This is a genomic window from Streptomyces sp. NPDC001393 (assembly GCF_053597455.1).
Window position 1 is genome coordinate 40,607 of record NZ_JBSFIH010000025.1, and the last position, 21,257, is coordinate 61,863.

Genomic DNA, 21,257 nt, shown 5'->3' on the forward strand with positions numbered 1-21,257 from the left:
CACGGCAGAGGCGGCCACGTCCTCCGGGGCATGATCAGCGACCGTGTGCAAGGGACCCGCGTCATCCGCACCGCGCTGCCCGCCGAGGTGGAGCGCATCGCCGCACTGCACCGCCGGGCTCGCTCGACGTACTACCCCGACGGCCTCCCGGACGACGGCATCGACTGGGCCGCCGCCTGGCACAGCGCCGTGGAGCGGCCCGACGGCCAGGTGCTGTGCGTGGTGCAGGACGGCACGATCACCGCCGTCGCCTCTTTCCGCACCCCGGACGGCGCACCCGCAGACACGGTCAAGCTGTTCCAGTTCCACGTCGACCCCGGTCACTGGCGTTCCGGCATCGGTACGGCCCTGCACGCGGCCTGTGTGGAGGCGTGGCGCGCCGACGGCAGGCGAGCGGCCGTCCTCGACGTCCACGTGGACAACCGGCGCGCCCAGGCCTTCTACGCCCGCCAGGGCTGGGTCCCCGACCCCGAGAACCCGCCGGCCGAGGGCGACCATCACCTTTTCCTGCGCTTCACGGTGCCCGGGGAATGAACACGGCTGTTTGAACGTTCACGTACCGGCGGCGGAGAGAGCCTCCGTGCCCGTACGACCTGGAAAGAGCCGAAGACATGCGCGTCGAGATCTGGAGCGACATCGCCTGCCCCTGGTGCTACGTGGGCAAGGCCCGCTTCGAGAAGGCGCTGGCTGCCTTCCCGCACCGCGAGGACGTCGAGGTCGTGCACCGCTCCTTCGAGCTGGACCCGGACCGCGCCAAGGGCGACGTCCAGCCGGTGATCACCATGCTGACCAGGAAGTACGGCATGAGCGAGGCACAGGCCGAGGCGGGCGAGGACAACCTGGGTGCCCAGGCCGCCGCCGAGGGCCTGGACTACCGCACCCGGGGCCGCGACCACGGCAACACCTTCGACATGCACCGCCTGCTGCACCTCGCCAAGGAGCAGGGCAGGCAGGACGAGCTGATCCAGATCCTGTACCGGGCCAACTTCGCCGAGGAGCGGTCCGTCTTCACCGAGGGCGACGAGCGGCTCGTCGAGCTCGCCGTGGAGGCCGGGCTCGACGCCGAGGCCGCCCGCGCGGTGCTCGCGGACCCGTCCCGCTACGCCGACGAGGTCCGCGCCGACGAGCGCGAGGCCGCCCAGCTCGGCGCGACCGGCGTGCCGTTCTTCGTCCTCGACCGCACCTATGGCGTCTCCGGCGCCCAGCCCGCCGAGGTCTTCACCCAGGCGCTGACCCAGGCCTGGGGCGAGCGCGCCCCGCTGAAGCTCGTCGACCAGAAGGATGCCGACGCATGTGGTCCGGACGGGTGCGCAGTGCCGCAGCAGGGCTGAAACCGCAGGTCGGGGCGGATGTATAAGAAGTCCTGAGGGAATCCACGCAGAAACTCGCAATGGACGGGGACTTCACCGGGCCGCAGAGTGGACCCATGAAGAACACGGAGACCACGGAGACGTTCGACAGCCTCGTCCGCGCCGAGTTCGCCCCGAAGAACACCTACCTGAACACCGCGAGCAGCGGCCTGCTCCCGGCCCGCACGGCCGCCGCGCTGCGCGAGGCGGTGGCCATCCGGGCCGAGGGCCGGCCGCTGGATCCGCTGTTCGACGACGTCGAGGCCGCCCGGGCCGCGTTCGCCCGGCTGGCCGGGGTGCCGGTCACCCGGGTGGCGGCGGGCCCCTCGGTCTCCGCCCAGACCGGCCTGATCGCGGCCTCGCTGCCCGCGGGCGCCGAAGTCCTCACCGCCGAGGACGACTTCACCTCCGTGCTGAACCCGTTCCACGCGCGCGGCGACCTCAAGGTGCGCGCGGTCCCGCTGGAGCGGATCGCCGAGTCGGTCCGTCCGGGCACCTCGCTGGTCGCGGTCAGCGCCGCCCAGTCCGCCGACGGCCGGATCGCCGACCTGCCCGCCCTGCGCGAGGCCGCCCGGGCGCACGGTGCGCGCACCTACGTCGACTTCTCCCAGGCCGCCGGCTGGCTGCCGATGGATGCCGACGCCCACGACTTCACCGTCGCGACGACCTTCAAGTGGCTGTTGGGCCCGCACGGGGCGGCCTTCCTCGTCGTCCCCGAGGACTTCGGCGGGCTGTCGCCACTGCTGGCGGGCTGGGTGGCGGCCGAGGAACCGTGGAACAGCTGCTACGGGCCGGTGACCGAACTCGCCCACTCCGCACGGCGGTTCGACGTCAGCCCCGCTCTGTTCACCTACACCGGGGTGGCGCGGTCGCTGGCCCTGATCGAGGAGCTGGGCGTGGCCGCCGTGCAGGCGCACGACCTGGCGCTGGCCGACCGGTTCCGCACCGGACTCGCCTCGCTCGGCCACGAACCGCTGCCCGCCCCCGGCTCGGCCATCGTCTCCGTGCCCGGACTGGGCGCGTGCCAGGGAGAGTTGAGCCGCGCGGGCATCGAGGTCTCCAACCGCGCGGGCAATCTGCGGGCGTCCTTCCACCTGTACAACACGGAAGCGGACGTGGACCGCCTGCTGGACGTCCTGGCCGGCTGACGACGTAACCGGGCCGGAGCCCCCCGTCCCACACGAGGAGGCCCCGGCCCGGTGCTGGAAGGGGCTACTTCACCGGCGTGAAGTCACGAGCCCCAATGCTGCATTCTCCGGGGGACAACCCCCGGACCCCCGCCCGGTCTCCGCTCACCGGACGGGAGTGAAATCCCTTGCTCCGATGAACGTGGGCCGCCGCACCGGCGCCGCGAACGGCTCCACCGCAGCGTTCTCCACGCTGTTGAACACGATGAACACGTTGCTGCGCGGGAACGGCGTGATGTTGTCGCCCGAGCCGTGCATGCAGTTGCAGTCGAACCAGGTCGCCGAGCCGGCCTTGCCGGTGAACAGCCGGATGCCGTGCTCGCCCGCCAGCGCGGTCAGCGCCTCGTCCGAGGGCGTGCCCGCGTCCTGCATCTGCAGCGACTTCTTGTAGTTGTCCTTGGGCGTGGCGCCGGCGCAGCCGAGGAACGTCCGGTGCGAGCCCGGCATGATCATCAGGCCGCCGTTGGTGTCGAAGTTCTCGGTCAGCGCGATCGAGACGGACACCGTGCGCATGTTCGGCAGGCCGTCCTCGGCGTGCCAGGTCTCGAAGTCCGAGTGCCAGTAGAAGCCGCTCGCGCCGAAGCCGGGCTTGACGTTGATCCGGGACTGGTGGACGTACACGTCCGAACCGAGGATCTGCCGGGCACGGCCGACCACCCGCGGGTCGCGCACCAGGTTCGCGAACACCTCGCTGATCCGGTGCACTTCGAAGACCGAGCGGATCTCCTTGGACTTCGGCTCGACGATCGAGCGCTCGTCCGCGCGGATCGCCGGGTCGGTGACCAGCCGGTCCAGCTCGTGCTTGTAGACCTCGACCTCGTCCGGGGTGATCAGCTCCTCGATGGCGAGGAAGCCGTCACGCTCGTATCCCTGCAGGTCGCCCGTGGTGATCGGGCCCGGCGTGTCCGGGGAACCCCAGACGACCGGGTCCTGACGCGGGACGGCCACCTCGGTGGTGCCGCGGGTCGGGTAGAGATCCTTCACGGGGGCGGTGTTCGTGGCAGTGGTCATGGGTTCTCACACCTCCTCGGGCTCGGTGAGCAGCGGGTAGACGCCGTTCTCGTCGTGGTCCTCCCGTCCGGTCACCGGCGGGTTGAACACGCAGATGCAGTGGAAGTCCTCCTTGACGCGCAGCGTGTGCCGCTCGTGCCCGTCGAGGAGGTACATGGTGCCGGGCGTGATGGTGTACGTCTTCCCGGCCTCGTGGTCGGTGAGTTCGGCCTCGCCCTTCGTGCAGACGACGGCCTCGATGTGGTTGGCGTACCACATCGACGTCTCGGTGCCGGCGTACAGGATGGTCTCGTGCAGGGAGAAGCCGACCCGCTCCTTGGCGAGGACGATCCGCTTGCTCTCCCAGGTACCGGACTTCGCCCTGACGTGCCGGTCGGTGCCTTCGATCTCCTTGAACGATCGGACGATCACAGTGGTGCAACTCCTAGTTGATCAGGCGGTTTCGCGGACGGCACGGGCGACGACGCTCATGCCCTCGTCCAGCTCGTCGGGGGTGACGGTGAGGGCGGGCAGCAGCTTGACGACCTCGCCCTCCGGGCCGGACGTCTCGATGAGCAGCCCGAGCTCGAAGGCCCGCCGCGCGACCCGCGAGGCCCGGTCCTTGTCGTGGAACTCCATGCCCCACACCAGGCCGCGGCCGCGGTACTCCTTCACATCGGCGAGGTTCTCCTCGGTGATGGAGATCAGCGCCTGCTCGACCTGCTCACCACGGGCCCGGGTCTGCTTCTCCATGGCCGAGCCGTCGGTCCAGTACGTCTCGAGGGCCGCGGTGGCGGTCACGAACGCGGGGTTGTTGCCCCGGAACGTGCCGTTGTGCTCGCCCGGCTCCCAGACGTCCAGCTCCGGCTTGAACAGGCACAGCGACATCGGCAGCCCGTACCCGCTGATCGACTTCGACACGGTGACGATGTCGGGCACGATCCCGGCCTCCTCGAAGGAGAAGAAGGCGCCGGTACGGCCGCAGCCCATCTGGACGTCGTCGACGATCAGCAGCATGTCCTGCCGCTCGCACAGCTCCTTCAGCGCGCGCAGCCATGCGGGCCGGGCCACGTTGATGCCGCCTTCGCCCTGCACGGTCTCCACGATCACCGCGGCGGGCTTGTTGAGGCCGGAGCCCTGGTCCTCCAGCAGCCGCTCGAACCACAGGAAGTCCGGGACCGTGCCGTCGAAGTAGTTGTCGAACGGCATTGGCGTGCCGTGCACCAGCGGGATACCGGCGCCGGCCCGCTTGAAGGCGTTGCCGGTCACCGCGAGGGAACCGAGGGACATCCCGTGGAAGGCGTTCGTGAACGACACGATCGACTCCCGGCCCTTCACCTTGCGGGCCAGCTTCAGCGCCGACTCCACGGCGTTGGTGCCGGTCGGCCCCGGGAACATGACCTTGTACGGCAGGTCGCGCGGGCGCAGCACCAGATCCTGGAAGGTCTGCAGGAAGGACCGCTTGGCCGTGGTCGACATGTCCAGGCCGTGGGTCACCCCGTCGCGGGACAGATAGTCGATCAACGCCCGTTTGAGCACCGGGTTGTTGTGGCCGTAGTTGAGTGAGCCGGCACCGGCGAAGAAGTCGAGGTACGCATGGCCGTCCTCGTCGAACATCCGGCTGCCCTGCGCGCGGTCGAAGACCGTGGGCCAGCCGCGGCAGTAGCTGCGCACCTCGGACTCGAGGGTCTCGAAGACACTGAGGTCGGGCTGGGTGATGGTCACGGTGAATCGCTCCTCGGGGGGGCTTCAGTGGGGGGTGGCGTCGGTCAACGGGCCGATGCGGTACAGGACTTCGGGGTCGTGCGGACCGTCCGGGAACAGCTCGGCGGGGAACAGCACCTCACGCTCCAGGCGCGCGCCGTGCCGGGCGGCGAACGAGCTGAACAGCCGCTCGGAGGCGGTGTTGCCGGGCGTGATGGTGGTCTCCACGTCGGTGATGCCGCGCTCGGCGGTCAGCCGTGCGGTCAGCCCGTCCAGCAGCGCGGCGGCGATGCCGAGACCGCGGTGGCCGGAGTCGACGGCCACCTGCCACACGAGCAGCGTGCGGGGGCGCTCCGGCCGCACATAGCCGGTGACGAAGCCGACCGGCTCCCCGTCCGCACCACGCGCCACCGCCGAGGTGCCGGCGAAGTCCCGGCACCACAGCAGATAGCTGTACGAGGAGTTCAGGTCGAGTGTTTTCGAGTCCTTGGCGAGACGCCAGAGCGTGGCTCCGTCCGTCACCGCCGGCTGGTCGACGATCAGGTCTGCGGGTGCGGCAGTCATGCGGCACGAATTTAGCGAGGCGAATTAGGAAATGCACGGCCGAGGTCGCCGTGCGGCACAGGGGGAGTGGCGAAATGCCCGAATCGACCCGCATCAAATCGGGACAAAAGTACCTCTCTGTGGAGTGTGTCACATCATGGAAACCGTCAGAAAACCGCTAGGAAACTCACCCGTTTAGGCTGCCAAAAAGCGGGCAGAAGAAGATGGGAAGCTACCGCCAGGGAAATTGGCAGGAATTGTGAAACTAAATTGAATTCAGGCTCCGGTGGTCCCGTCGATTCGTTCACGCGGGAGTCGGACGGGCGGCGCTTTCCGGCCGACCGAGACGGGTGGGCGGTGGGCAAAACGGGGGTCTGGGGGCGGAGCCCCCAGGTGCCGGCGTCAAACGCCGGGCGCCGCCCCCAGCGGCAACGCAGGGTCGGCTGCAAGTGCCCGAGCCACCACCTCCGACGCCACCACCCCCGCCGGCACCCGAAGCGTCGTAGCCACGGGTGCCGCGTGCTTCTCCTCATGCACATACGGCTCAAGCCCCCCACCCAGGGCGACCGCACCGGCCCGCGCGGCCGGCGCGGCGCTGCGGTGCCGGTCCATCACCGCAGCCAGCCCCACCGACTCGATCCGCTCCAGACACGCCTGAAGCGCCAGCATCTCCAACTGCGCCGGAGCGTGCGGCAGCGCCGCGCGGCCGGCGTCGGTCCAGCGCTCCTTCCAGTCCAGCAGGGACAGACAGGAGCGGCGCGGCGCGTTCGGGTTGGCCGCCATCGGCCCAGGCCTGCTCGCTCACCGAGATCGCCGACACCCCCGCCGGGCCGCCCATCGCCTTCTGCGCACCGATCACGCACAGGTCCACGCCCCACGGTCCGGCAGCACCGGCTCCTCGCCCACGGAGGCGACCGCGTCCAGGTAGAACAGCGCGCCCTGCTCCCGTACCGCGTCGCCGATCTCCGCGACCGGGTTGGTGTTGCCGGTCGCCGCCTCCGCGTGCAACAGCGACACGAAGTCGATCTCCGGGTGCTCGGCGAACGCCTCCCGGACCTGGTCGGCGGTCAGCCCTCCAGCGGCAGCAGCGCCTCGCCCTGGGTTCTCGGGGCAATGTCCGGGGTCAACTCCACCGATCTTAGGTCCAACGGCCCCGTAACCATCGGTTTGATTTGAGAGACTCAAACTCTTCCTTATAATCGGAACCCACAGTTCCCCCACAGAGAAGATGGCCCCCATGAAAACGCTGCTCGGACGCCGGACCCGCCTCCTGGCTGCCACCACCGCGACCGCCGGCCTGGTCCTGGTCGTGGCCGGCTGCTCCTCGAACGGCAACGGGGGCAGCGGGGCCACCGTCAAGGGGGTCCACGTCGTCAAGGCCGGCCAGCTGACCACCTGCACCCACCTGCCGTACCCGCCGTTCCAGTCGGAGATCAACGGCAAGGTGCAGGGCTTCGACGTCTCCCTCATCGACCTCGTCGCCAAGAACCTCGGCGTCAAGCAGCAGATCGTCGACACGCCGTTCGAGAACTTCAAGACCGGCGCGTTCCTGAACTCCGGCCAGTGCGACCTGGCCGCCGCCGGCATGACGATCACCCCCGAGCGCAAGAAGAACGTCGACTTCTCCGACCCGTACTTCGAGGCCACCCAGGCCGTCCTTGTCGACAAGAACAGCGGCATCACCTCGCTCGCCGACGTCAAGGCCAAGGGCAAGAAGCTCGGCGCCCAGGCGCAGACCACCGGCGAGGACTACGTCAAGTCCAAGGGCTACGACCCCATCTCCTTCGAGTCCTCCGACGCGGTCCTCAACGGCCTGCGCACCGGCCAGGTCCAGGCCGTCGTCATCGACTACCCGGTCGTCCAGGGCTGGCTGAAGGACAAGGCCAACGCGGACAAGTTCAAGGTCGTCGACAACCTCAAGACCGGCGAGCAGTACGGCTTCACGGTCAAGAAGGGCAACACGGCGCTGCGCGAGGCCATCGACAAGGCCCTGAAGGACGCCAAGGCCGACGGCACCTACAAGAAGCTCTACGAGCAGTGGATCGGCCCGTACAACGCCTCCGTGGCCTCCCCCGCCGCCTCATGACCGACACGGACGCACAACTCCAGCCGAGGAAGAAGGGGCTGACGCGACGTCAGAAGCGTCGGCTGTCCCGGGGCATCCAGTACGCCGTCTTCGTCGCCGCCGTGATCGCCGCAGCGGTCACGGCGGACTGGGGGCGGCTGCAGAACCAGTTCGCACAGGGCGGCATCGCCCGGCAGATGTGGCCGGACGTCATCACCCTGGCGCTGAAGAACACCGTGCTGTACACGGTGTCCGGCTTCGTCCTCGGACTGGTGCTCGGCCTGGTCATCGCGCTGATGCGGCTGTCCTCCGTGGGCCCCTACCGCTGGCTGGCCGGCATCTACATCGAGGTCTTCCGCGGTCTGCCCGCCCTGCTGATCTTCGTCTTCATCGCGGTGGCCGTGCCGCTGGCCTTCCCCGGCACGGAGATTCCGGGCGGCACCTACGGCAAGGGCGCCCTCGGCCTCGGCCTCATCGGCGCCGCCTACATGGCTGAGACGTTCCGCGCCGGTATCCAGGCGGTGCCCAGGGGGCAGATGGAGGCGGCCCGTTCCCTCGGCTTCTCGCCGACCAAGGCCATGATCTCCGTCATCATCCCGCAGGCCTTCCGGATCATCCTCCCGCCGCTCACCAACGAGCTGATCATGCTCTTCAAGGACTCCTCGCTGGTGCTGCTGCTCGGCGTGACCCTGGAGGAGCGCGAACTGTCCAAGTACGGCCGGGACCTCGCCAGTACGACCGCCAACTCCACGCCCATCCTGGTCGCGGGCCTGTGCTACCTGCTGGTCACCATTCCGCTCGGCTTCGTCGCCCGCCGTCTGGAGGCCAGGGCCCAGGAGGAGATCAAGTGACCCGCCCCGAGATCCGCGTCCGGGACCTGCACAAGTCCTTCGGCGACAACCACGTCCTGCGCGGCATCGACCTGGAGATCGACCAGGGCGAGGTCGTCTGCGTCATCGGCCCCTCCGGCTCCGGCAAGTCCACGCTGCTGCGCTGTGTGAACCTGCTGGAGGAGCCCACCGAGGGCCAGGTCTTCGTCGGCGGCACCGAGCTGACCGACCCGGACGTCGACATCGACGCCGTACGCCGCCGGATCGGCATGGTCTTCCAGCAGTTCAACCTCTTCCCGCACCTGAGCGTCACCGAGAACCTCACACTGCCGCAGCGCAGGGTGCTCCGGCGGGACAAGGCGACCGCCGCGAGGGTCGCCGCCGAGAACCTGGCCCGGGTCGGCCTGGCCGAGAAGGCGGCGGCCTACCCTTCCTCCCTCTCCGGCGGCCAGCAGCAGCGCGTGGCCATCGCCCGGGCGCTGGCGATGGGCCCGGAGGTCATGCTCTTCGACGAGCCGACCTCGGCGCTCGACCCCGAGCTGGTCGGGGACGTCCTCGCGGTGATGCGCACGCTCGCCCGGGAGGGCATGACGATGATGGTCGTCACCCACGAGATGTCCTTCGCCCGCGAGGTCGCCGACCGGGTCGTCTTCATGGACGGCGGCGTGATCGTCGAGGACGGCAGCCCCGAGCAGGTCATCGGCAACCCGCGGCACGAACGCACCCGCCACTTCCTGTCCCGGGTGCTGGACCCGGCGATGGCCGAGGTGGAGGAGGAGACCTCGGACCGGGTGGGCAAGCCCGAGCAGTAGCTCCCCAAGAGCGTCCGCCAGTAGGTCATGGGTACGGGGAAGTCGACGGCTCGACGGACGTGAACTCGATGATCATGGAGTTGCCTACGCTCTGCGATCATCGGGAGAGTCCGTGTCCGTCGTGGCTGTGTCCCTAACGGGTCGCGGACGCGGCGGTGGGTCGTGGAGCGCACGAACTCGTGGATGAACAACTTCGGCAAGCTCCGCCGCAACACCGAACGCCGCCGCCCTTGCACCGAGTTCTACCTGGCCCTGGCCACCGCGATCATCACGGTGCGCAGTCTGATCCGCCGGGCCTGGTACACCTACCGATGGGACACCCGACCCGCCAGCCCCGTATCCGATAACCTCAGCTCACGACCTACCGGCGCCCCGTTCTCAGTGCAGCCGACACCTGGCAGGCCACACCAGGCGGCATCGCCCGGCAAGGCGGCGATGTTGTCCAGGGACGGCCGAACCGGCACCGGGCAATGCCGTGGGGCCTCGCGGTCAGGCAGTGCTCTGGCCCTGGTGGATCTGCTGCAGGATGTCGCTCCAGAACCGGGCCCGCTCGTGCAGGGCTTCACGGACAGCGTGGCTGCACTCCTGCCACTTGCGGTTGTCGTCACCGCACAGGTCCACCAGCATGCGCATGGCCATGGGGGTGTGCTCGTCGGCATCGACCTCGATGTGCCGCTGGAGGTAGTCCTTGAACTTCGCCAGCTTGCCGTCGCTGTCGTTGATGCGGATGACCTGTTCGAACATCTCCGGAATCAGGTCCTCGCGCCCGAAGGCGAACACCGCGGCCTGCACGTGCACCGGAGCGGTCTCGATGACGTGCCAGGTCGCGCCGACGAAGTCCCGTACCGGCTGCGGTGCGCCGGCGTCCACGAGGGCTCGCGGGACAGGGGTTCCGGATTCGATCAGGGCCAGGAAGGCGTCCAGAGGTTTGGGGTCGGCGCCGGCATCGTCCATCGCCGCCCGGTACAGCTCGAAGTGGGAGATGAATCCCTCGCCCAGTTCGTCGCTCTCCTCCACCAGCGTGATCTCGTTGATCAGGCGGCGGGAAGCGGCCGGGCCCTTGGGCACCCACGGCACGCTGGTGCAGGTCAGCTGCTGCTGGAGGTTCTTCAGCAATGACATGAAGTCCCACACGGCGAATGCGTGGTGCTCCATGAACACCGCGACGTCGCGGCGGCTGCCGAAACTCGCGTAGAGGGGGTGGCTGGTCACTCTGGCGCGGACCGGCGCGATGTTGTCTTTGAGCGCGGTGACGCCGGGATGGTCGACGAAGGAGTGATAACGGGATACCGCCATGGGATGCTCCTCAATCCTGGATCACAGGCGACTGGGCGGAGCGTCCCAGTCCGGACAGGGGCACAGGAAGGGCCAAAGCCGGGCGTACGGAAGCAGAAGAGCAGCCAGGGCATACCCCAGACCGGGCAGAATGGAAAGCACGTCACCTGGTTGCCCAGCAACCCCTGTGCGCCCGTCGCTCGGCGTTTCGTCCCACAGACTCCCGGGCGGATACCCCATCACAGCACCGGGACAGCAGCGACGGTGCCCCTCCCTGCGGTCACAGTCCGTAGCAGGCGCCGGGATCATCCAGTCCGAGGCCGCTATCCGCCCGGCCGTCGTGTCCATGACCTACTGGCGGACGCTCTAAGGTGCAGTACATGAGCGATGGCGCCGTGCTGCACGTGAAGGGGCGGGTCCTCGTCGGGCCCGAGGACGTCCGCGAGGAGCTGTGGGTGGTCGGGGGCCAGGTCTCGTACGACCGCCCCGCGGGCGCCCGGGACGTCCGGACCGTCCAGGGCTGGGCGCTGCCCGGCCTGGTCGACGCGCACTGCCATGTGGGCCTCGGCGCCGAGGGCCCGGTCGACGCCGCCACCGCCGAGAAGCAGGCGCTCACCGACCGGGAGGCGGGCACCCTGCTGATCCGGGACGCCGGCTCGCCCTCCGACACCCGCTGGGTCGACGACCGCGAGGACCTGCCGAAGATCATCCGGGCCGGCCGGCACATCGCCCGCACCCGCCGCTACATGCGCAACTACGCCTGGGAGATCGAACCGGACGACCTCGTCGCGTACGTCGCCCAGGAGGCCCGGCGCGGCGACGGCTGGGTCAAGCTGGTCGGCGACTGGATCGACCGCGACCTCGGCGATCTCGCCCCCTGCTGGCCCCGCGAGGCGGTCGAGGCCGCCATCGCCGAGGCGCACCGGCGCGGCGCCCGCGTCACCGCGCACTGCTTCGCCGAGAGCTCCCTGCGCGACCTGGTCGAGGCCGGCATCGACTGCATCGAGCACGCCACGGGCCTGACCGAGGACCTGATCCCGCTGTTCGCCGAGCGCGGGGTCGCGATCGTCCCCACCCTCGTCAACATCGCCACCTTCCCGCAGCTCGCAGCCGGCGGCGACACCCGGTTCCCGCGCTGGTCCGCACACATGCGCAGGCTCCACGAGCGCCGCTACGACACCGTGCGCGGCGCCCACGACGCCGGGATCCCGGTGTTCGTCGGCACGGACGCCGGCGGCTCGCTGGCCCACGGCCTGGTCGCGGAGGAGGTCGCCGAGCTGGTCACCGCGGGCATCCCGCCGGTGCAGGCCCTGTCGGCGGCGTCCTGGGGCGCCCGCGCCTGGCTCGGCCGGCCCGGCCTGGACGAGGGCGCGCCGGCCGACCTGGTGGTGTACGAGGGCGACCCGCGCGCGGACGTACGGGTGCTGGCGGCGCCGCGCCGGGTGGTGCTCAGCGGGCGGATCGTGCAGTAGGGGAACGCCCGTGCCCGGTGATTCGAAGAGGTATGCGGGATATCCACATTCGAGTGAAGTAAACCGGGATCGCTGACTGTTCACCCACAGGGCGTACAAGGTTGACGGGTCCCAAGCATGTTCCCACTGGGGGTCCCACAGCCTTGAACAGCAACAACTTCCGCATGCCCGCACGCCGTCTCGCCGCCGCGGCGACGGTCACCGCCCTCGCCGCGGCTCCCGCGGCCCTGGGCGCGGGCGCCGCGCACGCGACCGGTGACCACGGTCGCGCCTCCGCCGTCGTCCTGCGTACCGGGCTCGACGTGTCCCTGCTCAACAAGACCGTCGACGTCCCGCTCGCGGTCTCCCTCAACGAGGTCCAGGCACCGGACAGCGCCGACAGAACGGCGCTGTCCGCCCGGCTCGACGGCGTGGCCGACGGCAAGCCGTTCACGGTCCTCGGCGCGGACGTCGCCCAGGCGAAGGCCACGGTGACCGCCCGGCGCGCCGAGGGCTCGGTCCGGCTCGTCGACGCCCGGCTGCACGTCCCCGGCCTGCCCCTGCTGTCCCTGATCGAGGTCGGCACGGTCACCGCGAAGGCCACCTGCGAGGCCGGCCGGGCGCCCGTGGCCGACGCGAACGTCCTCGGCGCCGTCACCGTCCTCGGCAAGCGCGTCACCGTCACCGCCGGCGGCCCGACCGAGGTCAAGGTGCCCGGAGTCGGCGAGGTGCGCCTCGACCTCGCCCAGCGGCGCACCACGACCCGCACGGCCGCCGCCACCGCCCTCGAACTCAGGGTCTCGGTCAACCCGTTGAAGCTCAACGTCGCCGACGTCGAAGGCACGGTCACCCTGGCCAGGGCCACCTGCGAGTCCCCGGCGGCCCCGCCCACCGGTCACCCCGTACCGAGCCACGACCCGGCCGCCGGGGTGAAGCCCCAGGGCGCCCGGAACGACCTCGCGGAGACCGGCGGCAGCTCCGCGACCCCCTACATCGCGGGCGGCGCCCTGGCGCTGGTGCTGGTCGGCGGGGGAGCGGTGACGCTGGCCCGGCGCCGCAAGAACTGACAGACCCTCCGAAGACCCAGCCGGCCGTCGGGCGGGTGGCCCCGCCGTCACGCCGGGTAGGGCGCGGCCTCCCGCCCCGCCCGCAGGGTGGCCGCCCACCAGGACAGCTGGTCCAGCAGGGTCTTGGCGTAACCAGGGGCCTGCTCGTCCAGCGGGCGGCCGTCCTGCCAGGAGGTGAAGTAGTTCGGGAAGGCCAGACCGTCCCGGATGGTCACCGCGTGCAGCTCGGTCAGCACGTTCTCCAGGTGCAGCACGGCGTGCCGGCCACCGGCCGCGCCGCCGTAGCTGACGAAGGCGACCGGCTTGGCCGTCCACTGGGTGAAGTGCCAGTCGATGGCCGCCTTCAGGGAGGCGGGATAGCTGTGGTTGTACTCCGGCGTGACGACGATGAACGCGTCGGCCTCCGCCAGCGCGGAGGTCAGCCGGGCCATCCCGGCCGGACGGGGGTAGGCGTCCCCGGCGAACTTGGGGGACTCGGCCGGGAGCGCCAACGGGATGTCGACGTCGGCCAGATCGACGACATCGACCTCGAACCCCCCGTGCTGCCGGGCCTGTTCGGCCACCCACGACCCGACGACCGGGCCGAACCTGCCCTCTCGCACGCTTCCGACGATGACCAGCAACTTGTGCGTGTTCGTGTTCTCCATGCCCACCACGATCAGGCGCCCGAGGCCGCACAGCCAGGCCGGGCTCAGGCTGGCCCCCGCAGGGCCACCCTGAGCGCTCGGCGACCGTCCGCCCGGCGGCCTATCCTCGCGTCATGGGCACACCACTGGGGGACTTCGTCCGGGCCAAGCGGGACAGCATCCAGCCGGAGACACTGGGGCTGCCGGATCGCGGCCGCCGCCGCTCACCCGGCCTTCGCCGGCTGGACCTCGCCGCACGGGCCGGGATCAGCGTGGAGTACCTGACCCGCATCGAACAGGGCCGCGACCGCAATCCCTCGGTGTCCGTGGTCAACGCCCTCGCCGACGCGCTCAGCCTCGACCCCGCCGAGCGCAACCACCTGCGCTACCTCGCGAAGATCACCGGCGGTGCCTGCACCGCCCACCGCCGCCCCGCCCCGCCCCGCCGGGACGTCCGCCCCTCCCTCCGCAGGACCCTGGACCTGCTGGAGCCGGGCATCGCCGTGGTGACCAACCGCCTCGGCGACCTCCTCGCCCGCACCAGCGGCTACGAGCTGGTGACCGCGGGCACCGGACTGCTCGACGGCGACACCCCCAACCTCACCCGGTACGTCTTCACCGACCCACGCGCCCGCACCTTCTTCGCCGACTGGGACGAGATCGCCGACGAGCAGGCCTTCGACCTGTGGCTCGGCCCGTCCGTCGAGAACTCGGAATGGCTCAGCGCGGAACTGGCCCCCGTGGCCGGCCCCGAGTTCACCCGCCGCATGAACCGCCATGTGGTGCCGGAGCGGGGCGTGCTCCGCCTCAACCACCCCACGGGGCCCGAACTCCGCCTCATCCGCGAAACCCTGGACGCCTCCGCCGACGCCCAGCAGCTGGTGGTGTACCTGCCCGCGGACGAGGAGACGACGGAGGCGTTGGCCGGACTCCGGGCACATACGAGGGTCAGGCTGAGGGCGATCTCCTGACGGAACATCTCGGCCAACAGCTTCGGGTGGTGGGTGGGCGAGGCGGGGGGCCAGGGGGCGGAGCCCCGGTTACGGAAGCACAGCCGACAGCGCCTTCAGGAATCCGTTCACTGTCCCACGGTCCCGCACGGCCACCCGCACCCATTCCTCCCCGAGCCCCGGAAACGTGTCCCCGCGCCGCACCGCATAACCCAGCTCACGCAACCGGTGTCGTACATCGGCAGCGCCCGGCATCCGGACCAGCACGAACGGCCCCTCCGCAGGCTCCACCACCCGGACCCCGCGGGACGCGAACTCCGTCAGCCCCGCCACCAGATGGCCCCGGTCCGCCGCGATGCGATGCGCCGCATGCCCCGCCTCCGCCAGCGCCCGCGGCGCCACACACGCCCGGGCGGCGGCCAGGGCCGGCGTGGAGACGGGCCACAACGGCTGCGCCCGCTCCAGCGAAGCGATGATCTCCGCGGGAGCCAGCACATACCCGATCCGCAGCCCGGCCAGCCCCCACGTCTTGGTGAGACTGCGCAGCACGACCAGCCCCGGCACGTCGGTCCGTCCGGCCAGCGCCTCCCGCTCACCCGGCACCGCGTCCATGAACGCCTCGTCGACCACCAACACCCGGCCGGGCCGGGCGAGTCGGGCGATCGCTTCCGCCGGATGCAGCACCGAGGTCGGATTGGTCGGATTCCCGATCACCACCAGGTCGGCGCCCTCCGGCACCGCCGCCGGATCCAGCCGGAACCCGTCCTCCTCCCGCAGCAGCACGCGGTCCACGGTGTGCCCCGCGTCCCTGAGCGCCGCCTCCGGCTCGGTGAACTGCGGGTGCACCACGACCGGTCGCCGTACCTTCAGCGCGCGGGCGAGCAGCACGAACGCCTCCGCCGCGCCCGCCGTCAGCAGCACCCGGTCCACCGGCAGCCCGTGCCGCGCCGCCACCGCCGCCCGCGCGGCCCGCCCGTCCGGGTAGGCCGCGAGGGACGACAGCGAGCCGGCGATCTCCTCCCGCAGCCACGAAGGGGGCGTGTCCGCACGGACGTTGACGGCGAGGTCGACCAGCGCCGCCCCCTCGTCCCGTACCTCGGCGTCCCCGTGATGCCGCAGATCCGGCCCCGGGCCGGTGCCCTCAGTGCGCATGGCTGTGCGAGTGCCCCCCGTGATGGTGATGCCCGTGCCCGTGTCCATGCCCGTGTCCATGGATGTGGTGGCCGTCGTCATCGTCGGGGTGGAAGTGCGGCTGCTGCGGCAGCCCCACCTTGTCCTCGAAGCCCGGCAGCGCGATCCGGTACACGCACGAGTCGCAGTTCATGCGCAGATCGCCCTTGACGGCCTCCTCGTACCGCTCCATCACCAGGTCCAGCAGCTCCGGCTCGGGCCCGATGACATCGGCCGACCGCACCTCGGTCTCCGGGTGCGCGGCCGCCCACCCCTCGGTCTGCTGCCGCACCCGGTCCGGCAGGATCCCGGTGAAGAGGAAGTAGGGGAGGACGACGATCCTGCGCGCCCCGAGCGCCTTGCACCGGTCCAGCCCGCTCGGCACGTCCGGCGCCGCCAGCGACACGAACGCCGTCTCCACCCCGGCGTATCCGCGGCCCTCCCACAGCAGCCGCGCCGCCTTGTACACCTCGGCGTTGGCATCGGGGTCCGTCGAACCGCGGCCCACCAGCAGCACCGTCACATCGGCCCGGTCCTCGGGACTCCGCGCGGAGGATCCCAGCGCGTCGTCCAGCCGTCGCTCCAGCACGCTCAGCAGGGCCGGATGCGGGCCCAGGGGACGGCCGTAGGTGTACGAGATGCCCGGGTGCCGTTCCTTCTCGCGGGCCAGCGCGGCCGGGATGTCGCCCTTGGCGTGCCCGGCGGAGACCAGCATCAGCGGTACGGCCGCGAACCGGCGTACCCCCTGCTCGACCAGCTCGGTGACGGCGTCTCCCAGCGGCGGCGGGGACAGCTCGATGAAACCGCCGGCGACGGGCAGCCCGGGATGGCGGCGCCCCAGCTCCCGTACGAAGTCGCGGAACGCCTCGGCTCCGGCGTCGTCACGGGTGCCGTGGCCGGCGATGAGCAGGGCGGGCGGGGTGGTCACGAGGTCTCCTCAGACGAAACGGGGTGGTACAGCAGGGCGTTGAGCGCGGCGGCGGCGACCGCCGACCCGCCCTTCTCGGACACGTTGCTCACCGCGGGCAGCCCGCTCGCGCGCAACGCGGCCTTGGACTCGGCCGCGCCGACGAAACCGACGGGCAGGCCGATGACGAGCGCGGGGGAGACGTCCAGGGTCAGCAGCTCCTCCAGGGCGGTCGGCGCACAGCCGATCACCCACAGGGCACCGGGACCGACCTGCTCGTACGCGAGCCGGACGGCATGGGCCGAGCGGGTCAGTCCGGGGCCGGACCGGGCGTCCTTCAGCCGGCAGACGGTCTCCCGCCGGGTGATGCCGGCCGCGACCATCTCCACGTCCACGACGACCGGCGCCCCGGCGTGCAGCGCCGCGTGCGCCTTCGCCAGGTCCCCCTCGTCCATGACGAGATCGGTCGCGTACTCCAGGTCGGCCGCGGAGTGGATGACCCGCTCCACCACGGCCCGGGTCAGCGGCGGGAAGTGCGAGGTGTCCAGGCGGGCGCGCAGCCGCCGGAAGGACTCCTGCTCGATGGGGTGCACGATCCGGTTCACCGGTTGTCCTCCTGCCAGCGGTAGCCGCGCGGCGTCACCATGCGCCCGGCGATGGTCCGGGTGGCGGTGTTGCCCACGGTGACGACCGTCATCATGTCGACGCTCGCCGGGTCCAGCCCGGCGAGCGTGGTCACCCGGCTCGACTCGTCCGGCCGGGAGGCGTTGCAGACGACACCGACCGGCGTGCCCGGCTCCCGGTGCTCGGCGAGGATGCCGAGCGCCTTCGGCAGCTGCCAGTCGCGGCCCCGGGAGCGCGGGTTGTAGAAGGTGACGACGATGTCCGCCTCGGCGGCCGCCCGCACCCGCCGCTCGATGACCTCCCACGGCGTGTGCAGGTCGGACAGGCTGATGGACACGTGGTCGTGGCCCAGCGGCGCACCCAGGATCGCCCCGGCGGCCAGCGCGGCCGTCACCCCGGGCACCCCGACCACGTCGATGTCGTCCGACGCCTCGGCGAGCGCCGGGGAGGCCATGGCGTACACACCGGCGTCCCCGCTGCCGATCAGCGCGACCGCGTGCCCCTTGCGGGCCTCGGCGACCGCCGTACGGGCCCGCTCCTCCTCGGCGCCGAGCCCCGACTGAAGCACCCGGGTGCCGGGCCGCAGCAGATCGCGGATCTGGTCCACGTACTGGTCGAGGCCCACCAGCACGGAAGCGCGCCGGAGTTCGGCCGTGGCACGCGGGGTGAGCAGGTCCCGTGCGCCGGGTCCGAGCCCGACCACCGCGAGCCGCCCGCGCCCCGGACGCCGTACGACGGCACACGTCGCCATGGCCGACTTCCGCTTCGGCACGAGGAGTTCACCGCCGCGCAGCAGGGCGGCGGCCTCCGCCACCGACGGGGTGCCGACGGCCGCGAGCGGCGCGTGTGAGGGATTGGGCACCTCGACGGCGGCCAGCTCCCCGGCGGAGTACGTCACCAGGGGCACCCCCAGTCGCTCGGCGGCGGCCACGAGGCCCGGCTCCTCCGCCTTGGCGTCCACGGTGGCGAGTTCGGCCACGGACCTGTGCGACAGCCCTGCTTCCCGCAGCGCCGCCTCGACCAGCCCGAGGACCTCCTCCACCGGCGCGCCCCTGGACGCACCGACCCCGACCACCAGGGACGGCGGCCTCAGCAGCACCTCGCGCTCGCCGGGTTCGACGTCCCGGTCGGTGAGCCGGATCGTGTACGCGCCCCGCGGCGAGACCGGCAGCGGCGGCAGCGGCCACGCCAACTCCGTCTCCAACGCGACCGGTTCGCCGTCCAGCAGGGCGCGCGACACGGTCGCGACCGAGCCCTCGTACGGCAGCCCCAGCGTGTCCAGGCCCGCCAGCCCCACCGAGTCCGTCGCGGTCGTCACCACCGGCTCGGCACCCAGCAACTCACCGACCTCCCGGGCGAGTTCGTTGGCGCCGCCGCCGTGCCCGCCGACCAGCGACACCGCGAACCGGCCGCCCTCGTCGACGCACACCACGCCGGGGTCGGCCGTCTTGTCGCCGAGCAGCGGCGCGAGCAGCCGTACCGCCGCGCCCGTCGCCAGGAAGCACACCAGCTGCTCGCACTCGGCGAACGCGGCCCGCACCGCCTCCCCGACGGGACCCTCGTACACCCGCGCCCGGCCCGGCCAGGCCGCGGCCAGCCGGTCCCGCGCCGCCGCCCCCGCCGCGGTGGCGGAAATCAGGCCGATCACTGGAACACTCCTTCACTAGGCACCGGGGCTCTGACGCCCCAGAGCAGAAACACAGGGTTGGTCGCCGCGAGCCGGGTCACGTCCCCGGGCAGCGGCGCCAGGCGCGACGACTGCAGCAGCACCCCGTCGCAGGTGAACCCGGCGGCCGTGAGCGCCTCGCGCGCCGCCGGTACGCGGTCCAGCGCCGCCATGGCGACGACGACCGTACGCCGGGCCCGCCGGGCGCACGCGGTGACGACGGCGGGCAGTTCGCGCCCCCCGCCGCCGACGAACACGGCGTCGGGATCGTCGGCGAGCCCGTCCAGGGCCTTTGGCGCCGAGCCGTGCACCACGTCCACGTCCACGCCGTGGGCGCGGGCGTTGGCGCGGATCCGCTCCACGCCGTCCGCCGCCTTCTCCACGGCGACGACGGCCGCGCCGAGCCGCGCGCACTCCACCGCCACCGAGCCCGACCCGGCGCCGACGTCCCACACCAGGTCGCCCAGCCGGGGCCCCAGCCGGGCCAGCGCCAGCGCCCGCACCTCGAACTTGGTGATCATCGAGTCGCGGTGGGCGAACTCGCCCTCGTCCAGGGCCCACCCGGCAGGCCCGGCCGGCACCCCGGCGACCGTGCGCACCCCACCGAGGGCGCGAGCCTGATCGAGGCACAGCACCACGCTGACGTCCGAGCCCCAGTCCCGGGCGGCGGCCTCGGCCGGCGTGACCCGCTCGACGCGCTCCGCCGCGGAGCCGAGGGCACGGGCGACGACGAGGAGACGCTCCGGCCCCCGTGCCCCGTGCCGCAGCGCCGCCCCCAGTTCCGCCGGACCCGCGCCCGGCCCCGTCAGCACCGCCACCTTCGGCCGCGCCCGGCACACGTTGACCGCCGTACGCAGCTCCCGGCCGTGCGCGCTGACGACCACGGCGTCGTCCCAGGGCAGCCCCGCCCGCGCGAACGCGGTGGCCACGGACGAGACCCCGGGCCGCACCTTCAGCCGCCGCGACCCGAACCGCTCGGCCAGCACCCGCACGATCCCGAAGAACCCCGGATCACCGGAGGCCAGCACCAGCACCGGAAGCTCTTTGTCGACATACTCGGCGATCGTCTCCAGGGCGGGCGCCAGCGGCCCGAGCACGACCCGCTCGGCGCCCTCCGGCAGCCGTACCGCGTCCAGGTGCCGGCGCCCGCCGACCACCAGGGCGGCCCCCGCGAGGACGTCCTCGGTGACCGGCGCGCCCGTCCCCGTCCCGACGACCGTGATCAACTGCTCGCTCCGCGCTCCCGCAGGGCCCGCCGGGCCTCCGGGTCGGCCTTGCGGTACCCGTGGAAGTGACCGGGGTGGTACAGATGCGACCGCGTCCCGTGCGCGTCCAGCGCCGGGCCGACCAGGAAGAGCGTGTGCTTCCAGAGCTTGTGCTCCTTGACCGTCTCCTCCAGCGTGCCGACCGTGCACCGCACGACCAGCTCCTCCGGCCAGGTCGCCTGGTAGGCGACGACCACGGGGGTGTCCGTCGGGTAGCCGCCCTCCAGCAGCTCGCGCACCAGCTGCCCGCTGCGCGCCGCCGACAGGAAGATCGCCATCGTCGTACCGTGCCGGGCGAACTCGCGCACCTCCTCGCCGGGCGGCATCGGCGTCTTGCCACCACCCAGCCGGGTGAGGACGACGGACTGCGCCACCTCGGGGATGGTGAGCTCGCGCTGTGCGAGAGCGGCGACGGCGGAGAAGGCGGAGACCCCGGGGACGACCTCGGTCTCGATCCCGATCTCCGCGCACCGGTCCAGCTGCTCCTGCGTGCCGCCCCACAGCGCCGGGTCGCCGGAGTGGATCCGCGCCACCCTCAGCCCCTCGCCGTGGGCGCGCCGGTAGACGGCGACGACCTCCTCCAGGGGCATGGTCGCCGAGTCCAGGATCTCCGCGTCCGCGCGCGCGTGCTCGAGGACCTCCGCCTGGACCAGGCTCGCCGCCCAGATCACCACGTCCGCCTCCGCGATGGCGCGCGCGGCGCGGAACGTCAGCAGATCGGCGGCGCCGGGGCCGGCACCGACGAACGTCACCTTGCCGGTGGGGGCATCGGCCAT

21 protein-coding genes and 2 pseudogenes are annotated in these 21,257 nt (G+C 71.7%); 10 read left to right on the forward strand and 13 right to left on the reverse strand.

All coding sequences use genetic code 11. The annotated features are described in order from the left end of the window. Positions 1–30: 30 nt before the first annotated feature. From ACWC2T_RS25230 to ACWC2T_RS25240, 3 genes are all read left to right on the forward strand, one after another. Positions 31–534: an N-acetyltransferase family protein gene (locus tag ACWC2T_RS25230; protein ID WP_450672624.1), complete on the forward strand. Its 504-nt coding sequence runs from the start codon at positions 31–33 to the stop codon at positions 532–534. Between the two features lie 77 nt (positions 535–611). Further along, on the forward strand, positions 612–1,331 hold the full coding sequence (locus ACWC2T_RS25235) for a DsbA family oxidoreductase (protein ID WP_450672625.1): 720 nt from the start codon (positions 612–614) through the stop codon (positions 1,329–1,331). 59 nt (positions 1,332–1,390) lie between these two features. Beyond that, complete coding sequence (locus ACWC2T_RS25240) at positions 1,391–2,497, forward strand: aminotransferase class V-fold PLP-dependent enzyme (RefSeq protein ID WP_450672626.1); 1,107 nt, start codon at positions 1,391–1,393, stop codon at positions 2,495–2,497. Positions 2,498–2,641: 144 nt separating this feature from the next. Here the strand turns inward: ACWC2T_RS25240 and thpD are convergent, their stop codons facing one another. The 5 genes and pseudogenes from thpD to ACWC2T_RS25265 all read right to left on the reverse strand — a co-directional run. Beyond that, a complete protein-coding gene (thpD, locus tag ACWC2T_RS25245) occupies positions 2,642–3,547 on the reverse strand; it encodes an ectoine hydroxylase (protein ID WP_450672627.1) in 906 nt (301 codons plus the stop codon). 6 nt (positions 3,548–3,553) lie between these two features. Beyond that, positions 3,554–3,958 (reverse strand): ectoine synthase, encoded by a 405-nt coding sequence (locus ACWC2T_RS25250; RefSeq protein WP_450672628.1) that lies wholly within the window; start codon positions 3,956–3,958, stop codon positions 3,554–3,556. Positions 3,959–3,979: 21 nt separating this feature from the next. Next, the gene (gene ectB, locus ACWC2T_RS25255) at positions 3,980–5,251 is read right to left on the reverse strand and encodes a diaminobutyrate--2-oxoglutarate transaminase (RefSeq protein ID WP_450672629.1); all 1,272 of its coding nucleotides are present in this window, start codon (positions 5,249–5,251) and stop codon (positions 3,980–3,982) included. 24 nt (positions 5,252–5,275) lie between these two features. Further along, positions 5,276–5,794 carry a diaminobutyrate acetyltransferase gene (gene ectA, locus ACWC2T_RS25260; protein ID WP_450672630.1) on the reverse strand — a complete coding sequence of 173 codons (519 nt, stop codon included), beginning with the start codon at positions 5,792–5,794 and terminating at the stop codon, positions 5,276–5,278. 387 nt (positions 5,795–6,181) lie between these two features. After that, positions 6,182–6,844 (reverse strand): annotated as a pseudogene (locus tag ACWC2T_RS25265) (aminotransferase class V-fold PLP-dependent enzyme); the annotation flags it as partial. Between the two features lie 166 nt (positions 6,845–7,010). Between ACWC2T_RS25265 and ACWC2T_RS25270 the strand changes: the two are divergent. The 4 genes and pseudogenes from ACWC2T_RS25270 to ACWC2T_RS25285 form a co-directional block, all read left to right on the forward strand. Next, positions 7,011–7,859, forward strand: a complete 849-nt coding sequence (locus ACWC2T_RS25270) for a transporter substrate-binding domain-containing protein (RefSeq protein WP_450672631.1) — start codon at positions 7,011–7,013, stop codon at positions 7,857–7,859. After that, positions 7,856–8,689: an amino acid ABC transporter permease gene (locus tag ACWC2T_RS25275; RefSeq protein WP_450672632.1), complete on the forward strand. Its 834-nt coding sequence runs from the start codon at positions 7,856–7,858 to the stop codon at positions 8,687–8,689. Before ACWC2T_RS25270 ends, ACWC2T_RS25275 begins: the two co-directional genes overlap by 4 nt. Continuing rightward, positions 8,686–9,480 (forward strand): amino acid ABC transporter ATP-binding protein, encoded by a 795-nt coding sequence (locus tag ACWC2T_RS25280; protein ID WP_450672633.1) that lies wholly within the window; start codon positions 8,686–8,688, stop codon positions 9,478–9,480. The genes ACWC2T_RS25275 and ACWC2T_RS25280 overlap by 4 nt, the downstream gene beginning before the upstream one ends. Positions 9,481–9,630: 150 nt before the next feature. Continuing rightward, positions 9,631–9,813: pseudogene (locus tag ACWC2T_RS25285) on the forward strand (IS5/IS1182 family transposase); the annotation flags it as partial. Between the two features lie 156 nt (positions 9,814–9,969). Here ACWC2T_RS25285 and ACWC2T_RS25290 read toward each other — a convergent pair. Then, on the reverse strand, positions 9,970–10,776 hold the full coding sequence (locus ACWC2T_RS25290) for a DUF3050 domain-containing protein (protein WP_450672634.1): 807 nt from the start codon (positions 10,774–10,776) through the stop codon (positions 9,970–9,972). A gap of 359 nt (positions 10,777–11,135) precedes the next feature. Here ACWC2T_RS25290 and ACWC2T_RS25295 point away from each other — a divergent pair, with 359 nt between their 5' ends. Then, the gene (locus ACWC2T_RS25295) at positions 11,136–12,227 is read left to right on the forward strand and encodes an amidohydrolase family protein (RefSeq protein ID WP_450672635.1); all 1,092 of its coding nucleotides are present in this window, start codon (positions 11,136–11,138) and stop codon (positions 12,225–12,227) included. A 143-nt stretch (positions 12,228–12,370) separates the two neighbouring features. Beyond that, the gene (locus ACWC2T_RS25300; RefSeq protein ID WP_450672636.1) at positions 12,371–13,273 is read left to right on the forward strand and encodes an SCO1860 family LAETG-anchored protein; all 903 of its coding nucleotides are present in this window, start codon (positions 12,371–12,373) and stop codon (positions 13,271–13,273) included. A gap of 47 nt (positions 13,274–13,320) precedes the next feature. On the opposite strand, the gene ACWC2T_RS25305 is transcribed toward ACWC2T_RS25300, so the two are convergent. After that, the gene (locus ACWC2T_RS25305) at positions 13,321–13,920 is read right to left on the reverse strand and encodes an NADPH-dependent FMN reductase (protein ID WP_450672637.1); all 600 of its coding nucleotides are present in this window, start codon (positions 13,918–13,920) and stop codon (positions 13,321–13,323) included. 113 nt (positions 13,921–14,033) lie between these two features. On the opposite strand from ACWC2T_RS25305, the gene ACWC2T_RS25310 reads away from it, so the two are divergent. Further along, entirely contained in the window at positions 14,034–14,870 is an 837-nt protein-coding gene (locus ACWC2T_RS25310) for a helix-turn-helix domain-containing protein (protein WP_450672638.1), read from the forward strand. Between the two features lie 69 nt (positions 14,871–14,939). Here ACWC2T_RS25310 and cobC read toward each other — a convergent pair whose 3' ends face one another. From cobC to cobM, 6 genes are read right to left on the reverse strand one after another with little or no spacing between them, the layout of a single operon-like run. Further along, entirely contained in the window at positions 14,940–16,001 is a 1,062-nt protein-coding gene (gene cobC, locus ACWC2T_RS25315; RefSeq protein ID WP_450672639.1) for an Rv2231c family pyridoxal phosphate-dependent protein CobC, read from the reverse strand. Continuing rightward, positions 15,991–16,947 (reverse strand): sirohydrochlorin chelatase, encoded by a 957-nt coding sequence (locus tag ACWC2T_RS25320; RefSeq protein WP_450672640.1) that lies wholly within the window; start codon positions 16,945–16,947, stop codon positions 15,991–15,993. Before ACWC2T_RS25320 ends, cobC begins: the two co-directional genes overlap by 11 nt. Continuing rightward, a complete protein-coding gene (locus ACWC2T_RS25325; RefSeq protein ID WP_450672641.1) occupies positions 16,944–17,531 on the reverse strand; it encodes a precorrin-8X methylmutase in 588 nt (195 codons plus the stop codon). Before ACWC2T_RS25325 ends, ACWC2T_RS25320 begins: the two co-directional genes overlap by 4 nt. Next, positions 17,528–19,198: a precorrin-3B C(17)-methyltransferase gene (cobJ, locus tag ACWC2T_RS25330; RefSeq protein WP_450672642.1), complete on the reverse strand. Its 1,671-nt coding sequence runs from the start codon at positions 19,196–19,198 to the stop codon at positions 17,528–17,530. Before cobJ ends, ACWC2T_RS25325 begins: the two co-directional genes overlap by 4 nt. Further along, the gene (cbiE, locus tag ACWC2T_RS25335; RefSeq protein ID WP_450672643.1) at positions 19,195–20,442 is read right to left on the reverse strand and encodes a precorrin-6y C5,15-methyltransferase (decarboxylating) subunit CbiE; all 1,248 of its coding nucleotides are present in this window, start codon (positions 20,440–20,442) and stop codon (positions 19,195–19,197) included. The genes cobJ and cbiE overlap by 4 nt, the downstream gene beginning before the upstream one ends. Next, the gene (gene cobM, locus ACWC2T_RS25340; RefSeq protein ID WP_450672644.1) at positions 20,439–21,257 is read right to left on the reverse strand and encodes a precorrin-4 C(11)-methyltransferase; all 819 of its coding nucleotides are present in this window, start codon (positions 21,255–21,257) and stop codon (positions 20,439–20,441) included. The genes cbiE and cobM overlap by 4 nt, the downstream gene beginning before the upstream one ends.